We start from the raw sequence: 20,804 nt of genomic DNA, 5'->3' as shown, positions 1-20,804 counted from the left end.
GCGAAGAACCCGCAATCGCCCGGTCAAGCTCGATCAGCCGCCGACCACATAGCGCTCTTCCCATTCCTCCTCAAGCCGCTCCTGCCAAGTGGCATGCGGCTCGGCAATGACCGGGCCTGTTTCGGCAGGCGACGGCGTTGCTGGTCCGAGCGGGAGTGCCTCGAACGAGGCTCTGTCCTCTTCCGGAAGTCTGGCGACATCCAGTACTGTCGGGTCACCCCAAATATCGGGGTTTTCCTTGCGGATTTGAGCTTCGGGCGAGATCAGGAAATTGGCGAGCAAAAGCGCGCCCTCCCGATTGGCGGCATTGAAGGGGATTGCGACGAAGTGACTATTGCCGAGCGTCCCGGCCGGAAAGGTGAGCGGCCGTACACTCTCGGGCAATTCGCCTGCCGCGATCCCGGAGGATGCCTCGGCCGGGTTGAAGGCGAACAGAATATCGACTTCACCATCGGCCAGGAGCGACTTCATTGCGGAGTAATTTTCCGGATGGCGTTGTCCGGAGCGCCAGAGATTGGGGCGCATTTCATCCAGCATGGCGAACATGGTTTTCGTCGCCGCCTCGAAACTCTCATCCGTGACCGGCTGCGAAAGGTCGATGTCGTCGGGAGCCGTTTCAACGAGAAGCTGTTTCAGAAAGGTTGAGCCGATAAAGTCAGGCGGGGCGGGATAGGTGAACCGGCCTGGATTGTCCTTCAGCCATGCGGCAATCTCCTTTGCCGAATGAGGAAGGCTTGCTTCATCGGTGCGCGCGGTATCGTGCCAGAATGTCAGCTTGGCCATGCCCCACGGGGATTCGAGCCCTTCGGTCGACACCGTAAAATCGGTCACGACCGTCGGCTTGTTCTCCACATCGACATATTGCCAGTTGGGCAAGTCGGTCGCCCAGCCCGGCGTCTCCAGCAAGCCTCGCTCCTTCATGGCGACAAAGTTTTCGCCATTGATCCAGATGAGGTCGACTGAGCCATCCTCGGTTCGGCCCGCCGCTTTCTCGGCCACCACGCGTGAAACCGCCTCTGCCGTGTCGGACAGGCGGACATGATTGACCGAAACCCCGTAAAGCTCCTCCATGCGCTCGCCGACCCAGTCAATGTAAGCGTTGATATTCTCTGCGCCGCCCCACGCATTCCATTGAACCGTCTGCCCTTTTGCCGCCGCTTCCACGGCTTCCCACTCGGAAACAGCGGGGGCCTTATTTTGGGCGAAAGCAGAGCCTATCGTCGCCAGCACGCCCACGAAGACAAACGAGGCAATTCGACAATATTTCTTTACAATCATGAGATATTTCATCTTCCCTGAGCTTGCGAACTAATTTTTATTTTTTGCGTGACATGATCCTCTGATGAACGGCAAGGATTTCTGCAATGCACACAAGTCTGCCTCTGCTATTCGGAACACTTAAGATTAAGTCCATTCAATATATGCGCCGCAGCGAATTGGCGCGTGAAGTGCCGGTTTTGCAGGTTGGTAGCCTGTATTTTGTCTGGTGGCGGAAAGGCCTTCGAGCACGCTCTCATTGATAAGGACCCGCACCGACCGTTCCTGTCTGACTGACTGCATGATTGATCCTTCTTGTATTCTCGCCCCGATAACGGCGGGCCAGGTTGTTTTGTTACAATAAGCTTTCTTTCTGCCGTCCTTTTGCAAGGGGCGAGCGGCACAGATTGCGACAACCGCGAGCAGGCGGGTTTTCCCTTAGCCACAAAAAGCGTATGCAGCCGACCGATCGGATTTTCGCTGCCCGGCGCATCGACGCTTGGTTGGCAATGCATGAGTGGAGCGACAGCGCGCTATGAAATTCACCCTGTCCTGGCTGAAAGATCATCTTGAGACGGATGCGGACCTGCCGACCATCTGCGAGCGGCTGACCATGATCGGCCTCGAGGTCGAGGATATCGATGACAGATCGGCACTGAAGCCATTCGCCATCGCCCGTGTTATGGAGGCATCGCGCCACCCCGACGCCAACAAGCTCCAAGTGCTGAAAGTCGACGCCGGTGGGGGAGAGCCGCTGCAGGTCGTCTGCGGTGCGCCCAATGCACGGGCCGGCATGATCGGCGTTCTCGCACAGCCCGGCAGCTACATTCCCGGCCTCGATACCACTATCGGCAAGGGCAATATCCGTGGAGTTGAAAGCTTCGGCATGATGTGCTCCGAGCGGGAACTGGAACTTTCCGACGCTCACGAGGGCATCATCGAATTGCCGGAAGATGCTCCGGTCGGCCGGAGCTATGCCGAATGGGCGGGGCTTGCCGATCCTGTCATCGAGATCAATCTCACGCCGAACAGGCCGGACTGCACCGGCGTCTACGGTATCGCCCGCGACCTGGCGGCAGCCGGCCTCGGCACCCTGAAAACACCCGATGTCCCGGTCATTGCCGGCGACGGTGCGTGCCCGACCTCGGTGACGATCGAAGCGCCGGACCTTTGCCCTGGCTTCGCGCTACGGCTCGTCCGAAATGTCAAAAACGGCACCTCTCCCGACTGGATGCAACGGCGCCTGTCGGCCATTGGCCTTCGTCCGATCAATGCGCTGGTCGACGTCACCAACTATATCACCTTCGATCGGGGCCGCCCGCTTCACGTCTTCGATGCGGCCAAGGTGCAGGGTGATCTCGTCGTCCGCCGGGCGAATGACGGCGAAACGATCGATGCGCTCGATGAACGCAGCTATGAACTCAACGAGGAGACCTGTGTCATTGCCGATGCGAACGGTGTCGAAAGCCTTGCGGGCATCATGGGCGGCCAGGCCTCGGGCTGCGATGAAACGACCACCGATGTTCTCATCGAATCGGCGCTTTGGGACCCCGCCAATATCGCCCGAACTGGTCGCGATCTCGGGATCATCACAGACGCTCGCTACCGCTTCGAGCGCGGCGTGGACCCAGCCTTCATGGTACCAGGGCTCGATCTGGCAACGCAGATGGTGCTGGATATTTGCGGCGGCACACCGACCGAAAAGGTCGTCGAAGGTTACGCCGAGCCCGAGAGCCGAAAGATCACCTTCCCGCCGGCCGAAGTGAAGCGACTCACCGGCATTGAGATCAAGGCCGATGAAAGCCGCTCGATCCTTTCACGCCTCGGTTTTGCGGCAGAAGATGGAGAGGGCGACGCGATTGTCGTCTCCATTCCGTCCTGGCGTCCCGATGTGGAGGGCAAGGCCGATCTGGTCGAAGAGGTCATGCGCATCCATGGCGTGGATGAAATCGAGCCGCAGCCGATGCGCGCACACGATGCGGTGAGCGGCGCGATCTTGACGCCGCTCCAGAACCGCACCCGCGCCGCCAAGCGTTCTCTCGCGGCGCGAGGAATGATGGAAGCGGTGTCATGGTCGTTCATTCCGGCCGAGCACGCGGCGCTCTTCGGCGGCGGAAGCGACTCCCTGAAACTGGCCAATCCGATCGCGGCGGATATGAGCGACATGCGCCCCTCCCTCCTGCCGGGCCTGTTGGCGGCCGCAGGCCGCAATGCCAAGCGCGGCTACGGCGATGTGGCGCTTTTCGAAGTATCCGGAACCTATGAAGACGATACGCCGAAAGGACAGCGCCGTGTCGCCGGCGGCGTTCGCAGCGGTACCGCCCATATGGGTGGATCGGGACGCCACTGGTCCGGCGCGATGGACTCCGTCGGCGTTTTCGACGCCAAATCCGATGCCCTTGCCGTGCTCGAAGCTGTCGGTGCGCCCGTTGAAAAGCTGATGGTGATGACCGGCGCAGCGGACTGGTATCATCCCGGTCGCTCGGGAACCTTGCGTCTCGGGCCGAAGAACATTCTCGCCAGTTTCGGCGAGTTCCACCCGCGCATTCTGGAAGAGCTCGATGTGAGCGGACCGACCTGCGGCTTCGAAGTCTATATCGACGCGCTGCCTGCGCCGAAAAAGAAGCCCACGCGAACCAAGCCTAAGCTGGAACTGTCGCCGTTCCAGGCCGTGTCACGCGACTTTGCCTTCATCGTCGACCGCGACGTTCCGGCTGGCGAAATCGTCAAGGCGACGGCGGCCGCGGATCGCGGCCTGATTTCTGACGTGGTGGTTTTCGATGTTTTCGAAGGCCCTTCGCTTGGAGAGAACAAGAAATCCGTTGCGGTCGCGGTCACGATTCAGCCCATCGAGAGAACCCTCACCGAGGACGATTTCGAGGCGCTTTCGTCGGCTGTCGTCACAAATGTCGCCAAACAGACGGGTGGTGTGTTACGCGGGTGACAGCCATAACCGCTACGCAACGTTAAGATTGTTGTCGGTTAATGGGCGCAAAAGAAGCCGAAGGACAGGACTATGATGCGCGGAATCGCTCTTGGAATGGCCATGCTGATCGGCAGCGTGACGATCGATTCCGTTCAGGCCGCCGATATTCTGGAGCCAAGTCTCGATACCGGAGCGATGCCGCAAGCCATCTCGGACACCTCTATTCTGGTCTTCGCGGGCCGCTCGATCGAAGGTCATGTCTGGCAAGCGGATTCGCTCCCCTTCGTGGCCGATTATGGCGGTCAGTTCCAGATTGGCGCAGCCTTGGCTCATACGCCCTATCAACTGCCGCTCGGCTTCGTCGTCGGCGCCGAGGTCGGGGCGTCAGTGCGCATCGACAATGACGATTTCGGTCCCGACGGGACATCAGGCGAGGTTTGGGCCGGGCCGACCATCCGCCATAGCGGCATCCCCATCGGACCGGTTCTCGTAAAGCCGGCCTTCACCTTCGGCCTGTCGGCGGTCACCAATTCCTACGGGTTGGAGCGCCAGCGGGAGATCGAGGAAGATGGCGATGCCACGCTACTGTACTTCATGGCGCCGGAAATCGCCCTTTCGCTGAAATCGCACCCCAATGTGGATTTCGTCTACAGGGCACAGCACCGGTCGGGCGGCAAGAACATCTTCTTCCTTCCCGCCCTTGGCGATATGGGCGATACGACCAACGCCAACGTCTTCGGCGTCAGGGTCCACTTCTGATCGAACGAAGCGTAGGCTTTCCCGGCCGAACGTTCGGAGCGCTTGAAGCATGGCGCTGCCGAAATAGATGAGTCTTTGACCGCACATTTCCGGGAAAAGGCATACCATGAGCACGATCGAGACCGAACGCTATCCGTACGAAGCGTCATCGGAGAAGAAAGCCGTCCTCTACCGGATGGTGATGGAAAACCATCTGTGCCCTTTCGGACTGAAATCGCGTCATCTCCTGAAATCGAACGGCTACACGGTCGAGGATCACCACCTTACGACCCGTGAGGAAACCGACACATTCCAGAGGACGCATGACGTCGCGACGACTCCGCAGACCTTCATCGATGGCGAGCGCATCGGTGGTCACGACGATCTGCGCCGCTTTTTCGGAAAAGCCGTCACGGAAAGCGGCGAAACGACCTATGAGCCGGTGATCGCCATCTTCAGCATGACGGCGCTCATGGCGCTGGCTCTCATCTACAATCTCTCCACCGGCTATATGCCCGGTGAAGGCTGGGGACTTTTCGCAAGCGCCATCCAATGGTTTCTCGCCTTTTCCATGTGCGCGCTCGCGATCCAGAAATTGCAGGATGTCGAAGGGTTCACCAACGGGTTTCTCGGCTACGATCTTCTGGCCCGGCGCTGGGTGCCTTATGCCTATATCTACCCCTATGCCGAGGCTTTCGCGGGCATCGGCATGATTGCCCTGATCGGCTCGGGCAGTCCCCTGATCTGGCCGGTCGGGCTCGTCGCCCTCTTTATCGGCATTGTCGGATCGATTTCGGTCTTCAAGGCCGTCTATATCGACAAACGGGAACTGAAATGCGCCTGCGTTGGCGGCGGCTCCAGCGTGCCGCTCGGCTTGATTTCGCTAACAGAGGACCTGGTGATGGTCGTGATGGGCCTTTGGATGATCGGGACCCTCCTGGTCTGACAGGACGGCTGGAACGTCTTGCGAGTTCTCGCCGCTTCGCAATGTTCGTAGCGAGACGGGGCAGCAGACGGTTGATCCACTCTCCTCGATAGCGAGCCGGCACGCATTTTGTGCGATGCCGGATGGTGATCGTTTCGCTTCGCGTTTCAGTCTCGTGATCTCGAACATGATGGGGTCGATGTTCTCGACCTTTACGCCGCCTGTAAGCGTCAGCATGGCGATGGAGCACTGCAGCAGCGGGAACTCCCGACTGTGCCCGTAGCGATCCATCCCCAGAATGTGTCCCCGCTCCCGATCGTCCGGGCGGTAGAGGCTTGCCGCACTTGTCGCAAAGCGCTCCCGCAATCTCTGAAGCTGGTGAAGCAGTTCGTCGGGAGAGACATCTTCCGCGCCCAGGAAAAAATCATCGCCACCCACATGGCCGATCATATAGCGCGAATCGTGAAACTGCCGCTTCAACAGATCGGCAAAGATGGTGATGGCACGATCACCCTCGCGGAAGGAGTAATTGTCGTTGAACGGCTTGAAGTGATCGAAGTCGAAATAGCAAAAGTGCCGCAGCTTCTCATCCTTCAGGGCCAGCCGCTCACAATATTCGGTCACCGTGACGTTGCCCGGCAGGTTGGAGAGCGGATTCTGATCTCTCGCGCGTTCCAGCCTCTTGTCGTTGATGATTTCGAGCAGCGACCGGGCCGACAGAAAGCCCGCATATTTCGCATTGTCGGTCATGATGATGCCGTCGGCACCATCGCAATAGGCGAAGATGTCGAGGATCGCATCGGCCGAAGTATGGATTTCGGCAATTGGACAGTCGCGAATGAAATCCGAAAGCCTGCGGCGGCAAGAACTGTTGACCAGCAGGTCCCGGCCATAAGGTGAATAGGTAAATTCCTTCAGATCCGATTCCCGCACCAGCCCCTTGGGCTCGCCGGCGGCGTCGAGAACGGGAAAGATCGCCTGCTCGCGTGAAAAACGGAACGCCTCGAAGACTTCGCTCATCGAGGCCATCTCGCTGACCGTATTGAGCGTTTCCAGGCGGTCATGAACAATGGTGGACGTGCTGGAATGGCGCGTGTTTTCGCTTTGGAGTGAAAGCCGCAGGTGGGGGAGTTGGAGAGCGCCATCCTCGAAATCGAGACGCGGCGGGCAGACGAAATATCCCTGAACCAGATCGGCCCCCAGCCGCCAGCACTGGCGATACTCTTCCTGCGTCTCAACGCCCTCTACGACGATGCGACTGCCAAGCACATGGGCAAAATTGATGAGGGTGGAGATGAAAAGCCGCTTGCGGCTGTCTGCCACCATGCCGGTCACGAAGAATCGATCGATCTTGATGAATTCGGGGTGGTATTCATAGAGGACCTTCAGCTCCGAACAGCCCCGTCCGAAATCGTCGATGGCAAAGCGGATACCCTGGCTGCGATGATCGGTGACCATCTGCTCGACCATCTTTGCCTTCGCGTAATCATAGGTTTCGGAAAATTCCAGGCAGAGCGCTGATGGCGGAAAGCCGTATTTTTCCAAGAGCTGCCCAGTCTGGCGGGCGAGATGCTTTTGCCCTTCGAGAGCGCGGCCATCCAGATTGAAGAACAGCTTGACCTCGTTGCTGCCCTCGATCGAGGTCAACTTCTTGAGCGACTTTTCCAGAAGGAGGAGGTGGAGCGTATCGGCCTCACCCAGTTCGTGAGCCATGTCGAGCACCTCGGCGATGGAGGAGAGGCCCATCGCCTGATAGCCACGCATGAGCGCTTCATAACCGTAGACCGTCCCGCTCTTCATCAGGGCAATCGGCTGCAGAGCCATTTCGAGACTATGCCAGGCGCGCGCCAGAAAACCGTCAACGGTCCAGACAACCTCCCCTGCATCGTCATGGGACAGAGACGTCCGCGACTTGGTCATGGTAACCCCCTCAAGGTTGAGACCGCAGCGGGACGCTAGCCGCCGAACGATAAGAGCAGGTAAATGCTCCTTTCATTTTCTCATTTCACACCAGTCACTTAATCGCATAGTAAAGCCAACCTTACGTAACAGAATGTGACATCGAAACCGGCTGGGCCATTTACCGCCTGACCGTGCCGGCTGCGGAAAACACGCTGAAGCACGAGGATGGAGGATGGAGGATGGAGGATGGAGGATGACATGTTTCGCTGGGGTATTCTTTCCACCGCCAAGATCGGGCGTGAGCACGTCATTCCGGCGATCTGCCAATCGACGAACGGGTCTTTGTCGGCCATCGCCAGTCGCAAAGAGGAAGACGCCCGACGACTGGCGGAACGCTTCGGTGCCAGCCACGTGTTCGGCTCATACGAAGCGATGCTGGAGAGCGAGACGATCGACGGCGTCTATATCCCGCTGCCGACGTCCATGCATGTCGAATGGGCGGAGAAGGCCGCACGCGCAGGCAAGCACGTTCTTTGTGAGAAGCCGATCGCGCTGAACGCCGGAGAGATCGAAAGCCTGATCGCCGCGCGCGATGAGACCGGAATGATCGTCTCCGAAGCCTTCATGGTCACCTATCATCCCCAGTGGCACAAGGTGCGCGATCTGATTTCCGACGGGGCCATCGGCACGCTGCGGCAGGTCGATGCCGCCTTTACATATTTCAATCGCGATCCCGGCAATATGCGCAATGTGCCCGATCTCGGCGGCGGCGCGCTGCCGGATATCGGGGTCTATCCGACCGTCACGACCCGATTTGCAACAGGCAAGGAGCCGAAGCGCGCCTTTGCGACGATCGAACGGGACCCGGATTTCGGCACCGATCGCTATGCGTCGGTCCTCGCCGATTTCGGCGATTTTGAACTACGCTTCTATCTGTCCACACAGTTGGCGCACCGCCAGACCATCGCTTTCCATGGTGACAAGGGATTCATCGAACTGAACGCGCCATGGAACTCCAATCTCTACGAGGGTGACGAAGTGCGCCTTCACGACGCGGGCCACAAGACGATGGAGGTGTTCCGCTTTACCGGGGTCAATCAATACCGGCTCCAGGTCGAAGCCTTCGCCAAGGCGACCATCGACGGCGATCATTCATCCCTCTTCAGCCTGGAGAGCTCCGTCAAGAACCAACGCCTGATCGATGCGATCTATCGCGCGGGCGAGGATGGCGGCTGGGTGGAGGTCTGACAGCCGAAGGTCTCTCTTCTCGGACGTCTGGCGGAAGGACGGCTTTCCGCCAACTTCGCATTTCCGCGATCTTCACATGCGCCTTTGCCTTGCGACCGCGCGAACCTCTCCTTATATGCGCTGCGAACGGCGCAAATCGCTTCGTGCAAACGGTTTTCGCCGCATTTTCAACCTCAATGGGGACTGCGACGGAACGCCATAACGGGTCCCAGCAGTCTGCTGAACGGAGAGAAGCATGGCTAAAGTTATTGGTATCGACCTCGGCACCACCAATTCCTGTGTCGCTGTCATGGACGGCAAGGAAGCCAAGGTCATCGAGAATTCCGAAGGCGCACGCACCACGCCTTCCATGGTGGCTTTCACGGAAGATGGCGAGCGCCTCGTAGGCCAGCCGGCCAAGCGCCAGGCGGTCACGAACCCGGAAGGCACACTCTTTGCGGTGAAGCGCCTGATCGGCCGCCGCTATTCCGACCCGACGGTCGAGAAGGACAAGAAGCTCGTCCCTTATGCCATCGTCGAAGGCAGCAATGGCGATGCATGGGTCAAGGGCGGCGATAAGGAACAGTCGCCTTCGCAGATTTCCGCGATGATCCTTCAGAAGATGAAGGAAACGGCCGAATCCTATCTCGGTGAAAAGGTCGAACAGGCCGTCATCACCGTTCCGGCCTATTTCAACGACGCCCAGCGCCAGGCGACCAAGGATGCCGGCAAGATCGCGGGCCTCGAGGTTCTGCGCATCATCAACGAGCCGACGGCGGCTGCGCTCGCCTATGGTCTCGACAAGAATGACGGCAAGACGATCGCCGTTTACGATCTTGGCGGCGGCACGTTCGACGTCTCGATCCTCGAGATCGGCGACGGCGTCTTCGAGGTGAAGTCGACCAATGGCGACACCTTCCTCGGCGGTGAAGATTTCGACATGAAGCTGGTCGAATATCTCGCCGACGAGTTCAAGAAGGATCAGGGAATCGACCTGCGCAACGACAAGCTTGCTCTGCAGCGCCTGAAGGAAGCTGCCGAGAAGGCCAAGATCGAGCTGTCCTCCTCTTCGCAGACCGAAATCAACCTGCCCTTCATCACCGCCGATCAGTCGGGTCCGAAGCACCTGACCATGAAGCTGACGCGCGCCAAGTTCGAGAGCCTGGTCGAAGGCCTCGTCAAGCGTACCGTCGACCCCATGAAGGCGGCTTTGAAGGATGCAGGCCTTTCCGCCAACGAGATCGATGAAGTCGTTCTGGTGGGCGGCATGACCCGCATGCCGAAAGTGCAGGAGACCGTGAAGCAGTTCTTCGGCAAGGAATCGCACAAGGGCGTGAACCCTGACGAGGTCGTCGCCATGGGCGCGGCCATTCAGGGCGGTGTCCTGCAGGGCGACGTCAAGGATGTGCTGCTGCTCGACGTGACGCCCCTGTCGCTCGGCATCGAAACGCTGGGCGGCGTCTTCACCCGGCTGATCGAACGCAACACCACGATCCCGACCAAGAAGAGCCAGACTTTCTCGACCGCCGAAGACAGCCAGAACGCGGTGACGATCCGCGTCTTCCAGGGCGAACGTGAGATGGCCGCGGACAACAAGATCCTCGGACAGTTCGATCTCGTCGGCATTCCGCCGGCACCGCGCGGCGTGCCGCAGATCGAAGTCACCTTCGACATCGATGCCAACGGCATCGTGCAGGTCTCGGCCAAGGACAAGGGCACCGGCAAGGAACAGCAGATCCGGATCCAGGCCTCGGGCGGTCTCTCCGATTCCGACATCGAAAAGATGGTTCAGGACGCGGAAGCCAACGCGGAAGCGGACAAGAAGCGTCGCGCCTCCGTCGAAGCCCGCAACCAGGCCGAAGCTCTGATCCACTCGACCGAGCAGAGCCTGAAGGACTATGGCGACAAGGTCTCCGATGACGACAAGGCTGCCATCGAGGCTGCCAAGTCCGATCTGCAGGCCGAACTCGACAATGACGATGCCGATCCTGAGACGATCACGGCGAAGACCCAGGCCCTTGCCGAAGCTTCCATGAAGCTTGGCCAGGCCATGTATGAAGCCAGCCAGTCGGAGGCCGCTTCGGCCGACGCTCAGGCAGACGCCGCTTCGGAAGGCAGCGCCGATGAAGACGTCGTCGATGCCGAATATGAGGAAATCGACGAAGACGGCGACGAGAAGAAGAGCGCCTGATCGTCCTTACAAAGCTTTGTAAGCGAAAGCCCCGGCTGGAGACAGCCGGGGCTTTTTGTTTCCTGTCGATAATCGCAGTGCTCCAAAAAAGCTATCGATCCACACCGATGATGGCGCGCCCGAGGAGAGCGCTCCGTCTTTTTGATGTGAAAACAGCTTATCCCTTCGCCAGCCGCCGCAGCTTTTCCAAGGCCGTGTCGGACGATTCGCCATAGGCGATCGTGCCTTTGAAGCGGCCCTCGCTGTCGACCAGCATCACAGAGGCGGTGTGATCCATCGTGTAGTCGCCATCTTCCAGCGGCACCTTCTTGGCATACACCCTCCACGCCTTCTCCAATTCATGAATCTCTTTCGGATCGCCGGTGATGCCGGTGATCCGATCGGTGAAATTCTCGACATAGGACTTCATCGCTTCGGGCGTGTCGCGCTCCGGATCGACGGAGATGAAGAAGGCCTGGATATTCTCTCCGTCCTCGCCAAGCTGGTCGAGCCAGCCCGCCAGTTCGTAGAGCGTCGTGGGGCAGACTTCCGGACAGTGCGTAAAACCGAAGAACACCGCTGCGGGCTGGCCCTCGATTGCCTCCTCGGTGATCGGATCGCCATTGTGATCGACCAGACGGAAGGGCGCGCCCATCTTCGTATCGGCGATCATGGACCGGTCCGACCCGCCATAAAAGGATTGATAGGCAAGTGTGCCCACAATCGCGACGACCAGCAGTGCAACCGCTGCCCAGGCTAGAACGCGGATGGTCTTCAGCATGGCTTATCCCTCCTTGTCCGAATGCCCCATCTGGTGGCTTGGGCGAAATGGCGCGACCGGCAGTTCGAGCGACACGGCACCGGCCTTTTCGAACTCGATCGTCAGAGGTCTGGTTTCGCCCTCCTTCAGCGCGCCCTCCAGGTCCATCAGCATGATGTGATAGCTCCCCGGCTTCAGTTCGACCGTTTCACCCGGCGCGATCGGCAGTCCGTCGACGAGCGGGCGCATTTTCATGACGCCGTCCTCGACCGTCATTTCGTGAATCTCGACTTTCTCGGCAAAGGGGGCGGATCCGCCAATGATACGATCGGCCTCGTCGCCTTCGTTGCGGACGGTCAGATAGCCCGCAGCCACCTTCGCGTTGGGCGGCGTCGCCCGCAGACGCGCGTCGGTGATTTCGAGTTTCCCCGCCGTGAACGAAGCTGTCGTCTGGTGCCCATTGGCGGCGTGTTCGCCGTGCTTCATATCGCCGGCAATCGCGGCGATGGTCATGGGAAGCAGTACAATTGCCGCCGTCGCGGCCAGAATTTTCTTTCGCATAATCGTCAATCTTTCCTGCGCTCATCAAAGAGCGTTTCGTCATGAATAGAATGAATGGCCGGAAGACCGGCTAGACGAACGAAGGCGGGGCGCGCGCAAGAAAGAGAGACGGCGAGGGTGGAAGAACAGGCGCGGACGCCGTGATCGCGCGCTCTGCGAGCGGGCGGAAACACGGTTCGGCGACGTCCGACGGCAGCGGCGGAAGCCCGGCGATCTTGGCGAAGGTACACAGAAAACAGTGCTCGACCGTCTTGCCGTGGTCGGGGCTGTGCTCGGCGTCGCCATCGCACAGAACGGGCCAACTGCCATCCGGAAGCCTATAGTCGGCTGTCAGCCGGTCTGGTCCGTAAAGAGCCGCCTCGAGGCTGGCAGCGCGAACGACCGATCCCATGCCAAGCGCAAGCACCATGACGGCCGCAAGGCATGCGGCCAGAAATGCCCGGGTTCTCGGCGCGGTTCGCGTTCGGCGTCTCATAGTGGTGCTTATAGCGGCGCGAAAGAACGAAATCCATCTGCGAACACCCACGCAATGACCGTGCAGGCACGGAAAAATTCGGTGCCACCACCTGTCATGAAGCCGTTCGTGCCGAAGACCGGCGAATCGATTGGAAAACGCCCCTTTCATCCTTTCCCAAGCCCCATTACATAGGCAGCGCAGCTTCCGCCCGGCCGATTGGCGGAAACCGTCTTTGCCAATTCAGGGATCCATCGCCGAGAATGGCCACCAAGACCGATTATTACGAACTCCTCGGTGTCAGCCGCGACGCCGACGAGAAGTCGCTCAAAAGCGCGTTCCGCAAAGCCGCCATGAAGTGGCACCCCGATCGAAACCCCGGGGATGCGGCCGCAGAGCAGAAGTTCAAGGAACTCAACGAAGCCTACGACGTCTTGCGCGACCCGCAGAAGCGCGCGGCCTACGACCGGTTCGGGCACGCCGCTTTCGACGGTGGCATGGGCGGCGGACGCGGCGCCGGAGGCTTTGGCGGCGGCGGCTTCTCGGATATTTTCGAAGACATATTCGGCGACATGATGGGCGGCCGGGCCCGCCGGAGCGGCGGTCGCGAACGCGGCGCCGATCTGCGCTACAATATGGAAATCACGCTGGAAGAAGCGTTCACCGGCAAGACCGCGCAGATTCACGTCCCCACCTCACGCAGTTGCGAGGAGTGCGAGGGAAGTGGCGCCGCGCCGGGCAGCCAGCCAATCACCTGCCCGATGTGTAACGGCATGGGTCAGGTTCGGGCCGCGCAGGGCTTCTTCTCCATCCAACGCACCTGCCCGCAATGTCAGGGCCGTGGAACGGTCGTCAGCGATCCCTGCAAGAAATGCGGCGGGGACGGACGGATCGAGGAAGAACGCTCCCTTTCCGTCAATATTCCCTCAGGTATCGAGGATGGGACCCGTATCCGCCTGGCGAGCGAAGGCGAAGCGGGCGTGCGCGGCGGACCACCCGGCGATCTTTATATTTTCGTCTCTCTGGCACCGCACGAATTCTTTCAGCGCGACGGGGCCGATCTCTTTTGCAGGGTCCCGATCTCCATGGCGACGGCGGCCCTCGGCGGCCAGTTCGACGTCGGCACGCTCGACGGCAGTCAGGCGCGTGTCAAAGTTCCGGAAGGCACGCAGAACGGCAAGCAGTTTCGGCTGAAGGGCAAGGGCATGCCCATCCTGCGTGAAACAGCAGTGGGCGACCTCTACATTCAGGTTGCGGTGGAGACGCCTCAGAAGCTCAACAAGCGCCAGCGTGAACTTCTGGAAGAGTTTGCCGAAATATCGGAGGCCGAGAACTCTCCGCAGAGCACCGGTTTCTTCAATCGTATGAAGGATTTCTTCGAGTCATTCGGCGAGTGAGGCAGGCCGACCATTGACAAAGGCGGCCCTGGCAACTTTCACGAATGGAACCGCTGGGGTAGACAGGACGCTATTCCGCCGTCAGAGACGAGCGATCAAGGGACGCACAGAACATGTCACAAGCTGAACGAAAACCGCAGAAGCGGGCTCGTTTCAACGAGGAAATCCGTTTTTTCAAGGGCTGGCTGGCCGATGTGAAAGCCGTCGGCGCGATCTTGCCGACCTCGTCCATCACCGCCCGTGTCATGGCCTCCGTCATCGACACGTCCAGCGGCCTTCCAGTGCTCGAACTCGGACCTGGCACCGGCGTCATCACCAAAGCCATTCTCGACCGCGGTGTTCCGGCCGATCAGCTCTACAGTATCGAATACTCCAAGGATTTCGCCGATCATCTCAAGATCGAGTTTCCGGACGTCAACATCATCCACGGCGACGCCTTCAACCTGGATAAGACGCTGGGCGACAAGAAGGACATGCTGTTCGATTCCGTGATCTGCGCGGTTCCGCTGATCTATATTCCAGTCGCGCAGCGAGCCAGTCTCGTCGAAAATCTTCTCGATCGCGTGAAGCCGGGCCGACCGGTCATCCAGATCACCTACGCGCCGAAATCGCCCGTCCCGCAGGGCAGCGGCAATTTCGAGGTGGTGCACTATGATTACGTTCTGCGTAACGTGCCACCGGCCAACCTCTTCGTCTATCGCCGCCCGGCCTGACGCATCATCGCTCCGACCCTGGACCGTCCGTGATGTCCGCTTCGACAGATGACAAGGCGCGTGAGCGCCTCATTCTCGCCCTCGACGTACCGACCGTCGATGAAGCGCGCGCCATCGCCGAAGAAACCATGGGCGGCGTGGGCTTCTATAAAATCGGCCACCAGCTGGCCTTTACGGGCGGCCTCGAACTGGCGAAGGACCTGATCGCCCAGGGCCAGAAGATCTTTCTGGATCTAAAGCTTCTCGATATCGACAATACGATCGAGAAGGGCGTCGCGTCGGTCGCATCGCTTGGCGTTTCCATGCTCACCATCCACGCCTATCCCAAGGCGATGGAGGCTGCTGTGCGGGCCGCGAAAGGTTCGGACATGACCCTTCTCGGGGTCACGGTGCTGACATCCATGGATGACGACGATCTGGTCGCGGCCGGCTATTCCGAAACATCGGAGCAGCTTGTCGGCCGCCGAGCCTCACAAGCGCGCGAGGCGGGAATGGGCGGGCTCGTCTGCTCTGGACAGGAAGCCGCGCTGGTTCGGAACCTCGTGGGACCGGATCTCGCCATCGTGACGCCCGGCATCAGGCCGCCAGGCGCGGAGGCGGGCGACCAGAAGCGAGTGATGACCCCTGCCGAAGCCATCGGCGCCGGCGCAAGCCATCTCGTGGTGGGACGCCCGATCCTTCAGGCCAATGACCGACGCAAAGCGGCTTCAACGATTGTGAAAGCGATCGACGAAACTCTGTCTGGGTAGTTTTCGCTGCGATGCAGCGCGACATACTCCGCGCTTGTGGAAATACACCTCCTACCCTAATGCCCCGTTTCGTCACGCGAAAGATGAGTTTCGGGCAAGCCACACCCCCCATATTGTGCCTCATACACACTGCGGTGCGTTGAAACTGTTGTATTGCAACAAATGCCCGTTAAGTTCGTTTTCTTTGAAAACCCCTCAGAAGAGGAGTGGGAGATGGGCATGCTATATCACGTCTATGAGTGGCAGAGGGCAGCTCTGGAGCCCGCCAGAGCCTTGGCCGACGCCACGCGAATGACGTTTTCCAATCCGCTCAACCCATTCTCCCGAAACGCGATAGGGCGCTCGATTGCCGCCTCGGCAGAGCTTTTCGAGCGGATGACGCGGCGCTACGAAAAACCCGCCTTTGGCCTGAGCGAAACCGAGATCGACGGAAAAACCGTCGCGGTCTCCGAGGAAATCGTCTGGCGCCATCCCTTTTGCAACCTTCTTCATTTCCGCCGGGATTTACCTAAGGGCAGGAGCGAGGGGGCGCGCTATCTGCTTGTTGCGCCGATGAGCGGCCACTACGCCACGCTGCTGCGCGGCACGGTTGAGGCGATGCTTCCGCATGGCGATGTCTTCATTACGGACTGGGTAGACGCGCGTGACGTTCCCTTGTCGCAAGGAGCGTTCGATCTCGATAGCTACATCGACTATGTCGTCGAAATGCTGCAGCACCTTGGACCGAACACTCATGTCATTGCGGTCTGCCAGCCGTCGGTGCCGGTCTATGCGGCGGTTGCCAAGATGAACGCCGACAACGATCCGGCGGCGCCAGCGACGATGATCCTGATGGGGGGGCCGATGGATACGCGGCTCTCGCCAACCGCAGTCAATGACCTGGCCGCGCAGAAAGGTATCGCCTGGTTCCGGGACAATGTGATCATGACCGTGCCATGGCCGCATCCGGGTGTCGGGCGAAAGGTCTATCCGGGTTTCATGCAGCTTTCCGGCTTCATGAGCATGAATCTCGACCGCCATGTGATCGCTCATAAGGACTATTTCCTGCACCTCGTGCAGAACGATGGCGATAGCGCCGAAAAACACCGCGACTTCTATGATGAATATCTGGCCGTGATGGACATGACGGCGGAATTCTACCTCCAGACCGTCGAAAGCGTGTTCATTCGCCACGATTTGCCGCTCGGCAAGTTCAAGTATCGCGATTGGACAGTCGATGCGAATGCCATCACGCAAACCGCGATCCTGACGATCGAGGGCGAAAAGGACGATATTACCGGCCATGGCCAGACCAGGGCCGTGCTGGACTGGTGCAAGGCGCTGCCGGATTCGATGAAGGTTCACTACACCCAGCCCAATGTGGGTCACTACGGTGTCTTTAACGGATCGCGCTTCCGCGCCAACATTGTGCCGCGCATTGTGGAATTTGCGAATACCCATGCCAGCAAGGGACAGGCGAAAGCCGCCTAAGTACAAGGCTGGCAAGGATTTTCTTGTCAGCCCCTCGGCTAGCGGTTTTCGTCGCCATGTTTAACCTTAACCAAAACTTACGTCATTCTCCGCCTGCGGATTGACCGCGACCCCTTCTGTTTCTTAACATTCTGTTAAGGATGGGACGCAGGGACGCTTTCGATGCGAATGGGTAAGGGTACAGGACTTCTCGCCGGACTGGCCGCAGCGCTTGCGATCACCGTGACCGGCGGAATGGGAGCCGCCGCCAGTTCCAACATGTGGACCGGGCAGACAACCTCGCAGCCAATCGGTCATTACGAGTTCTGTCTCGTCAATCCTGCCGAGTGCGACATAAGGGGCCGTGACAACGGCCCCTTCGTTCTGACCAACTCCATGTGGCAGCGCGTCGATACGATCAATCGCCAGGTCAACAACGCCATCGAGCCGATCAACGATTCCGACCTCTACGGCCGCGAAGAGCTATGGACGTTCCCCCAGGGAGCGGGCGACTGCGAAGATTACGTGCTCGAGAAGCAACGCTCGCTCGCCGCTGCCGGCGTGCCCTATTCCGATCTCCTCATCACGGTGGTCAGGAAGCCGGACGGAGAAGGCCATGCGGTTCTGACATTCCGCACGGATCATGGCGATTTCATCCTCGATAATCTCAACGACGATGTCCTGTCATGGGCGCAGACGCCCTATCGCTTTCTCAAGCGGCAATCGAGCACCGATTCCGGGCGCTGGGTCAGCCTGCGTAGCGGCAATGAGGTCGTCGTCGGCTCGGTCGAAAGCGCGCGCTAGCCGCCACACGCGCCATTTGGTGTCATAGCTCGCTCGGCGCTAGCATGGTCTAGTTCAGCAGCGCGCCATTTCGCGCATTTCGCGCAGATCAGGCCGCTTGCGCCAGTCGATCACCGGCCATTCGATAGGACAGCGCCTCCGCCAGGTGAATGCGACCGACGCTGTCGGCGCCGTCGAGGTCGGCCAGCGTCCGGGCGATCTTCAGGACGCGGTGGTAGCCGCGAGCGGACAGAGCCATTTTTTCCGCTGCCTCCCGCAATAGCGACATGGCGCCGCCATCGCAGTGCGCAGCTTCTTCCATGAGGGATGACGGGCACACGGCATTGGTTGTCGCAGAGCGCAGTCCCATGGCGGAGAAGCGTGCATCCTGAATGGCCCGCGCTTCGGCCACGCGTGCGGCGATGGCTGCGGATGGCTCCGCCCTGCCCGGCGCGATGAGATCGGCCGCGGTAACAGCCGGAACCTCAATCCGCATGTCGATCCTGTCCAGAAACGGGCCGGATAGTCGCGCCTGATAATCGCTCACGCATCGGGGACCGCGGGCGCAGCGATGGCCCGGCTCACCCGCCATGCCGCAGCGGCACGGGTTCATCGCCGTGACAAGCTGAATCCGCGCAGGATAGGTGACCCTGTGATTGGCGCGTGCGATCACGCATTCGCCATTCTCCAGAGGCTGGCGCAGACTATCGAGAACGGTCGGATGAAATTCCGGCAACTCGTCGAGAAAAAGCACGCCATTATGCGCCAGCGAAACTTCTCCCGGACGCGCGCGTGTGCCACCTCCCACCATCGCGGCCATGGAGGCGGAATGATGCGGCGCACGGAAAGGCCGCCGCTCGCTGAGCTGACCGCCGGCCAGTTCTCCGGCGATGGAGGCTACCATGGATACCTCCAGCAATTCCCGGGGAGAAAGCGATGGAAGAATGGAAGGAAGGCGTGCCGCGAGCATGGACTTGCCGGAGCCGGGCGGCCCGACCATGAGCAGGTTGTGCCCGCCCGCCGCCGCGATTTCCAATGCGCGCTTGGCGGTTTCCTGACCGCGGACATCCGCAAGATCAGGTAAAGAGCCCGCCATCTGACGGCGTGTCGGCGTCGGACGAGAGAGAACCTGGGTACCCCGAAAATGATTGGCGATGGCGATCAGACTGCGCGGGGCGAGAATCTCGACGCCCTCTCCCGCCCAGGCCGCTTCCGCCCCGCTTGCCGCCGGACAGATCAGTCCCCGACCCTGTGCATTGGCGCCGATGGCTGCCGGCAGAGCCCCCGCGACCGGCGCGATCGAGCCATCCAGGGACAATTCGCCCAATACTGTAAAGCCATCGAGCGCATCGGCAGGGATGGCGCCCATTGCCGCCATCAGTCCAAGCGCGATCGGGAGATCGTAATGGCTCCCCTCCTTGGGAAGGTCGGCCGGGGCCAGATTAACCGTCACACGCTTGACCGGCATGGACAGGCCGGACGCGTGGAGAGCGGCCTGGACACGTTCACGACTTTCCGCCACCGCCTTATCCGGCAGTCCGACGATCTGCGTGTTCATCTTTCCCGGCGCGACCATGACCTGAACGCTAACGGGGACGGCCTCGATGCCTTGAAACGAGACGGTATGAACGGTGGCGACCATAGCCCAATCCTCTACGCCCTATTGACGCGGAGGAAAGCACGCACGCTCATACAAATCAAGAACGTTTCAAGAACTTTTTAGCGGCCGTTCCGTCTTCGGGTTGTAAGAAGTTGCACCGTCGGAACGAAGCGAGCCCGTGGAGCTCGACGGTTAGCAGAGGCACCTCACCCAGCCAGCCGCTTCTCCACCGCATCCCAGAAAAGGCCGCCAATGTCCTGACCGCCGAAACGCTTGACCTCACGAATGCCGGTCGGGCTCGTCACATTGATCTCGGTCAGCCGGTCACCGATCACGTCGATCCCGACGAGGGTGAAACCCCGCTCGCGCAGGGCGGGCCCGATGCGTTCGCAGATCTCCTGGTCGCGGTCGGTCATGCCGACGGCTTCGGCACGCCCACCGACATGCATGTTCGAACGTGAATCCGTCTCCGAGGGGATGCGGTTGATGGCACCGACGGGTTCGCCCTCTATCAGGATGATACGCTTGTCGCCCTGGCGAACCGCCGGCAGGTAGCGCTGAACGATGTAGGGCTCCCGGCTCATCTGTTCGAAAAGCTCGATCAGCGATGTGAGATTGCGATCGTCCTGCCGCAGGTGGAAAATGCCGGCTCCGCCGTTTCCGTAGAGCGGTTTCAGGATGATGTCGCCGTGCCGCCTGCGGAAATCGAGCACAGCCTGTCTGTCGCGCGTAATCAGCGTCTCGGGCATGAGATCGGGAAATTCGGTGACGAAGATCTTTTCGGGCGAATTGCGCACCCATGCCGGGTCGTTCACGACGAGCGTCTGCGGGTGAATGCTCTCCAGCAAATGCGTCGTGGTGATGTAGTTCATGTCGAAGGGAGGATCCTGCCGAAGCAGGATGACGTCCATCGTCGACAGATCGATCCGTTCTTCTTCGCCGAGATCGAAGTGGTTTCCCTCCTCATCGCGAAGGATCATCGGCTGGGCCCGGGCCATCAGCCGTCCCTCGTCCAGGCTCATCGCGTCGGGAACGTAGTGGTAAAGTTCGTATCCCCGCTCCTGGGCGGCGAGGCCGAGCGCGAAAGTTGTATCGCCCGCAATGTGAAGACCGGAAACATGATCCATCTGGATCGCGACCCGCAGTGCCATGACTTACTCCCGCAACCGCTTTTCTCTCTATGACGGACATAA

Annotated in this window: 17 protein-coding genes; 10 read left to right on the top strand and 7 right to left on the bottom strand. The window is 60.1% G+C overall.

The window, feature by feature from the left end; all coding sequences use genetic code 11:
* Nucleotides 1–33: 33 nt before the first annotated feature.
* On the bottom strand, nucleotides 34–1,278 hold the full coding sequence (locus tag D8780_RS00295) for an ABC transporter substrate-binding protein (protein ID WP_121646259.1): 1,245 nt from the start codon (nucleotides 1,276–1,278) through the stop codon (nucleotides 34–36).
* 514 nt (nucleotides 1,279–1,792) lie between these two features.
* Between D8780_RS00295 and pheT the strand changes: the two genes are divergently transcribed.
* The 3 genes from pheT to D8780_RS00280 all read left to right on the top strand — a co-directional run bounded on the left by pheT (nucleotide 1,793) and on the right by D8780_RS00280 (nucleotide 5,867).
* Nucleotides 1,793–4,201, top strand: a complete 2,409-nt coding sequence (pheT, locus tag D8780_RS00290) for a phenylalanine--tRNA ligase subunit beta (protein ID WP_121643840.1) — start codon at nucleotides 1,793–1,795, stop codon at nucleotides 4,199–4,201.
* A 72-nt stretch (nucleotides 4,202–4,273) separates the two neighbouring features.
* Nucleotides 4,274–4,942: a hypothetical protein gene (locus D8780_RS00285; RefSeq protein ID WP_121643839.1), complete on the top strand. Its 669-nt coding sequence runs from the start codon at nucleotides 4,274–4,276 to the stop codon at nucleotides 4,940–4,942.
* Between the two features lie 106 nt (nucleotides 4,943–5,048).
* A complete protein-coding gene (locus tag D8780_RS00280) occupies nucleotides 5,049–5,867 on the top strand; it encodes a MauE/DoxX family redox-associated membrane protein (RefSeq protein WP_121643838.1) in 819 nt (272 codons plus the stop codon).
* On the opposite strand, the gene D8780_RS00275 is transcribed toward D8780_RS00280, so the two are convergent.
* Complete coding sequence (locus tag D8780_RS00275; RefSeq protein ID WP_121643837.1) at nucleotides 5,805–7,766, bottom strand: GGDEF domain-containing protein; 1,962 nt, start codon at nucleotides 7,764–7,766, stop codon at nucleotides 5,805–5,807. The genes D8780_RS00280 and D8780_RS00275 overlap by 63 nt on opposite strands.
* 240 nt (nucleotides 7,767–8,006) lie before the next feature.
* Between D8780_RS00275 and D8780_RS00270 the strand changes: the two genes are divergently transcribed.
* Nucleotides 8,007–8,996 (top strand): Gfo/Idh/MocA family protein, encoded by a 990-nt coding sequence (locus D8780_RS00270; protein WP_121646258.1) that lies wholly within the window; start codon nucleotides 8,007–8,009, stop codon nucleotides 8,994–8,996.
* Nucleotides 8,997–9,231: 235 nt separating this feature from the next.
* Nucleotides 9,232–11,166: a molecular chaperone DnaK gene (gene dnaK, locus D8780_RS00265; protein ID WP_121643836.1), complete on the top strand. Its 1,935-nt coding sequence runs from the start codon at nucleotides 9,232–9,234 to the stop codon at nucleotides 11,164–11,166.
* 157 nt (nucleotides 11,167–11,323) lie between these two features.
* Here the strand turns inward: dnaK and D8780_RS00260 are convergent, their stop codons facing one another.
* The 3 genes from D8780_RS00260 to D8780_RS00250 all read right to left on the bottom strand — a co-directional run bounded on the left by D8780_RS00260 (nucleotide 11,324) and on the right by D8780_RS00250 (nucleotide 12,941).
* Nucleotides 11,324–11,926 (bottom strand): SCO family protein, encoded by a 603-nt coding sequence (locus D8780_RS00260; protein WP_121643835.1) that lies wholly within the window; start codon nucleotides 11,924–11,926, stop codon nucleotides 11,324–11,326.
* A 3-nt stretch (nucleotides 11,927–11,929) separates the two neighbouring features.
* Nucleotides 11,930–12,466 (bottom strand): copper chaperone PCu(A)C, encoded by a 537-nt coding sequence (locus D8780_RS00255; protein WP_245412203.1) that lies wholly within the window; start codon nucleotides 12,464–12,466, stop codon nucleotides 11,930–11,932.
* A 70-nt stretch (nucleotides 12,467–12,536) separates the two neighbouring features.
* Complete coding sequence (locus D8780_RS00250) at nucleotides 12,537–12,941, bottom strand: hypothetical protein (RefSeq protein ID WP_121643834.1); 405 nt, start codon at nucleotides 12,939–12,941, stop codon at nucleotides 12,537–12,539.
* 242 nt (nucleotides 12,942–13,183) lie between these two features.
* On the opposite strand from D8780_RS00250, the gene dnaJ reads away from it, so the two are divergent.
* The 5 genes from dnaJ (at nucleotide 13,184) to D8780_RS00225 (ending at nucleotide 18,032) form a co-directional block, all read left to right on the top strand.
* The gene (dnaJ, locus tag D8780_RS00245) at nucleotides 13,184–14,317 is read left to right on the top strand and encodes a molecular chaperone DnaJ (protein WP_121643833.1); all 1,134 of its coding nucleotides are present in this window, start codon (nucleotides 13,184–13,186) and stop codon (nucleotides 14,315–14,317) included.
* A 113-nt stretch (nucleotides 14,318–14,430) separates the two neighbouring features.
* On the top strand, nucleotides 14,431–15,030 hold the full coding sequence (gene pmtA, locus D8780_RS00240) for a phospholipid N-methyltransferase PmtA (protein WP_121643832.1): 600 nt from the start codon (nucleotides 14,431–14,433) through the stop codon (nucleotides 15,028–15,030).
* A 32-nt stretch (nucleotides 15,031–15,062) separates the two neighbouring features.
* On the top strand, nucleotides 15,063–15,779 hold the full coding sequence (pyrF, locus tag D8780_RS00235) for an orotidine-5'-phosphate decarboxylase (protein ID WP_121643831.1): 717 nt from the start codon (nucleotides 15,063–15,065) through the stop codon (nucleotides 15,777–15,779).
* 219 nt (nucleotides 15,780–15,998) lie between these two features.
* Nucleotides 15,999–17,249 carry a polyhydroxyalkanoate depolymerase gene (locus D8780_RS00230; RefSeq protein WP_121646256.1) on the top strand — a complete coding sequence of 417 codons (1,251 nt, stop codon included), beginning with the start codon at nucleotides 15,999–16,001 and terminating at the stop codon, nucleotides 17,247–17,249.
* A gap of 168 nt (nucleotides 17,250–17,417) precedes the next feature.
* Nucleotides 17,418–18,032, top strand: coding sequence for a transglutaminase-like cysteine peptidase (locus tag D8780_RS00225; protein ID WP_121643830.1), 615 nt, complete (start codon nucleotides 17,418–17,420; stop codon nucleotides 18,030–18,032).
* 88 nt (nucleotides 18,033–18,120) lie between these two features.
* On the opposite strand, the gene D8780_RS00220 is transcribed toward D8780_RS00225, so the two are convergent.
* Complete coding sequence (locus D8780_RS00220) at nucleotides 18,121–19,653, bottom strand: YifB family Mg chelatase-like AAA ATPase (RefSeq protein ID WP_121643829.1); 1,533 nt, start codon at nucleotides 19,651–19,653, stop codon at nucleotides 18,121–18,123.
* Nucleotides 19,654–19,817: 164 nt separating this feature from the next.
* Entirely contained in the window at nucleotides 19,818–20,762 is a 945-nt protein-coding gene (gshB, locus tag D8780_RS00215) for a glutathione synthase (RefSeq protein ID WP_121643828.1), read from the bottom strand.
* Nucleotides 20,763–20,804 lie beyond the last annotated feature (42 nt).

Origin of the sequence: Notoacmeibacter ruber (assembly GCF_003668555.1) — a bacterium.
In the GTDB taxonomy this organism is placed as follows: Bacteria; Pseudomonadota; Alphaproteobacteria; order Rhizobiales; family Rhizobiaceae; genus Notoacmeibacter; species Notoacmeibacter ruber.
Note: the sequence above shows the minus strand (reverse complement) of the source record. Positions and strands in the feature narration are given on the sequence as shown.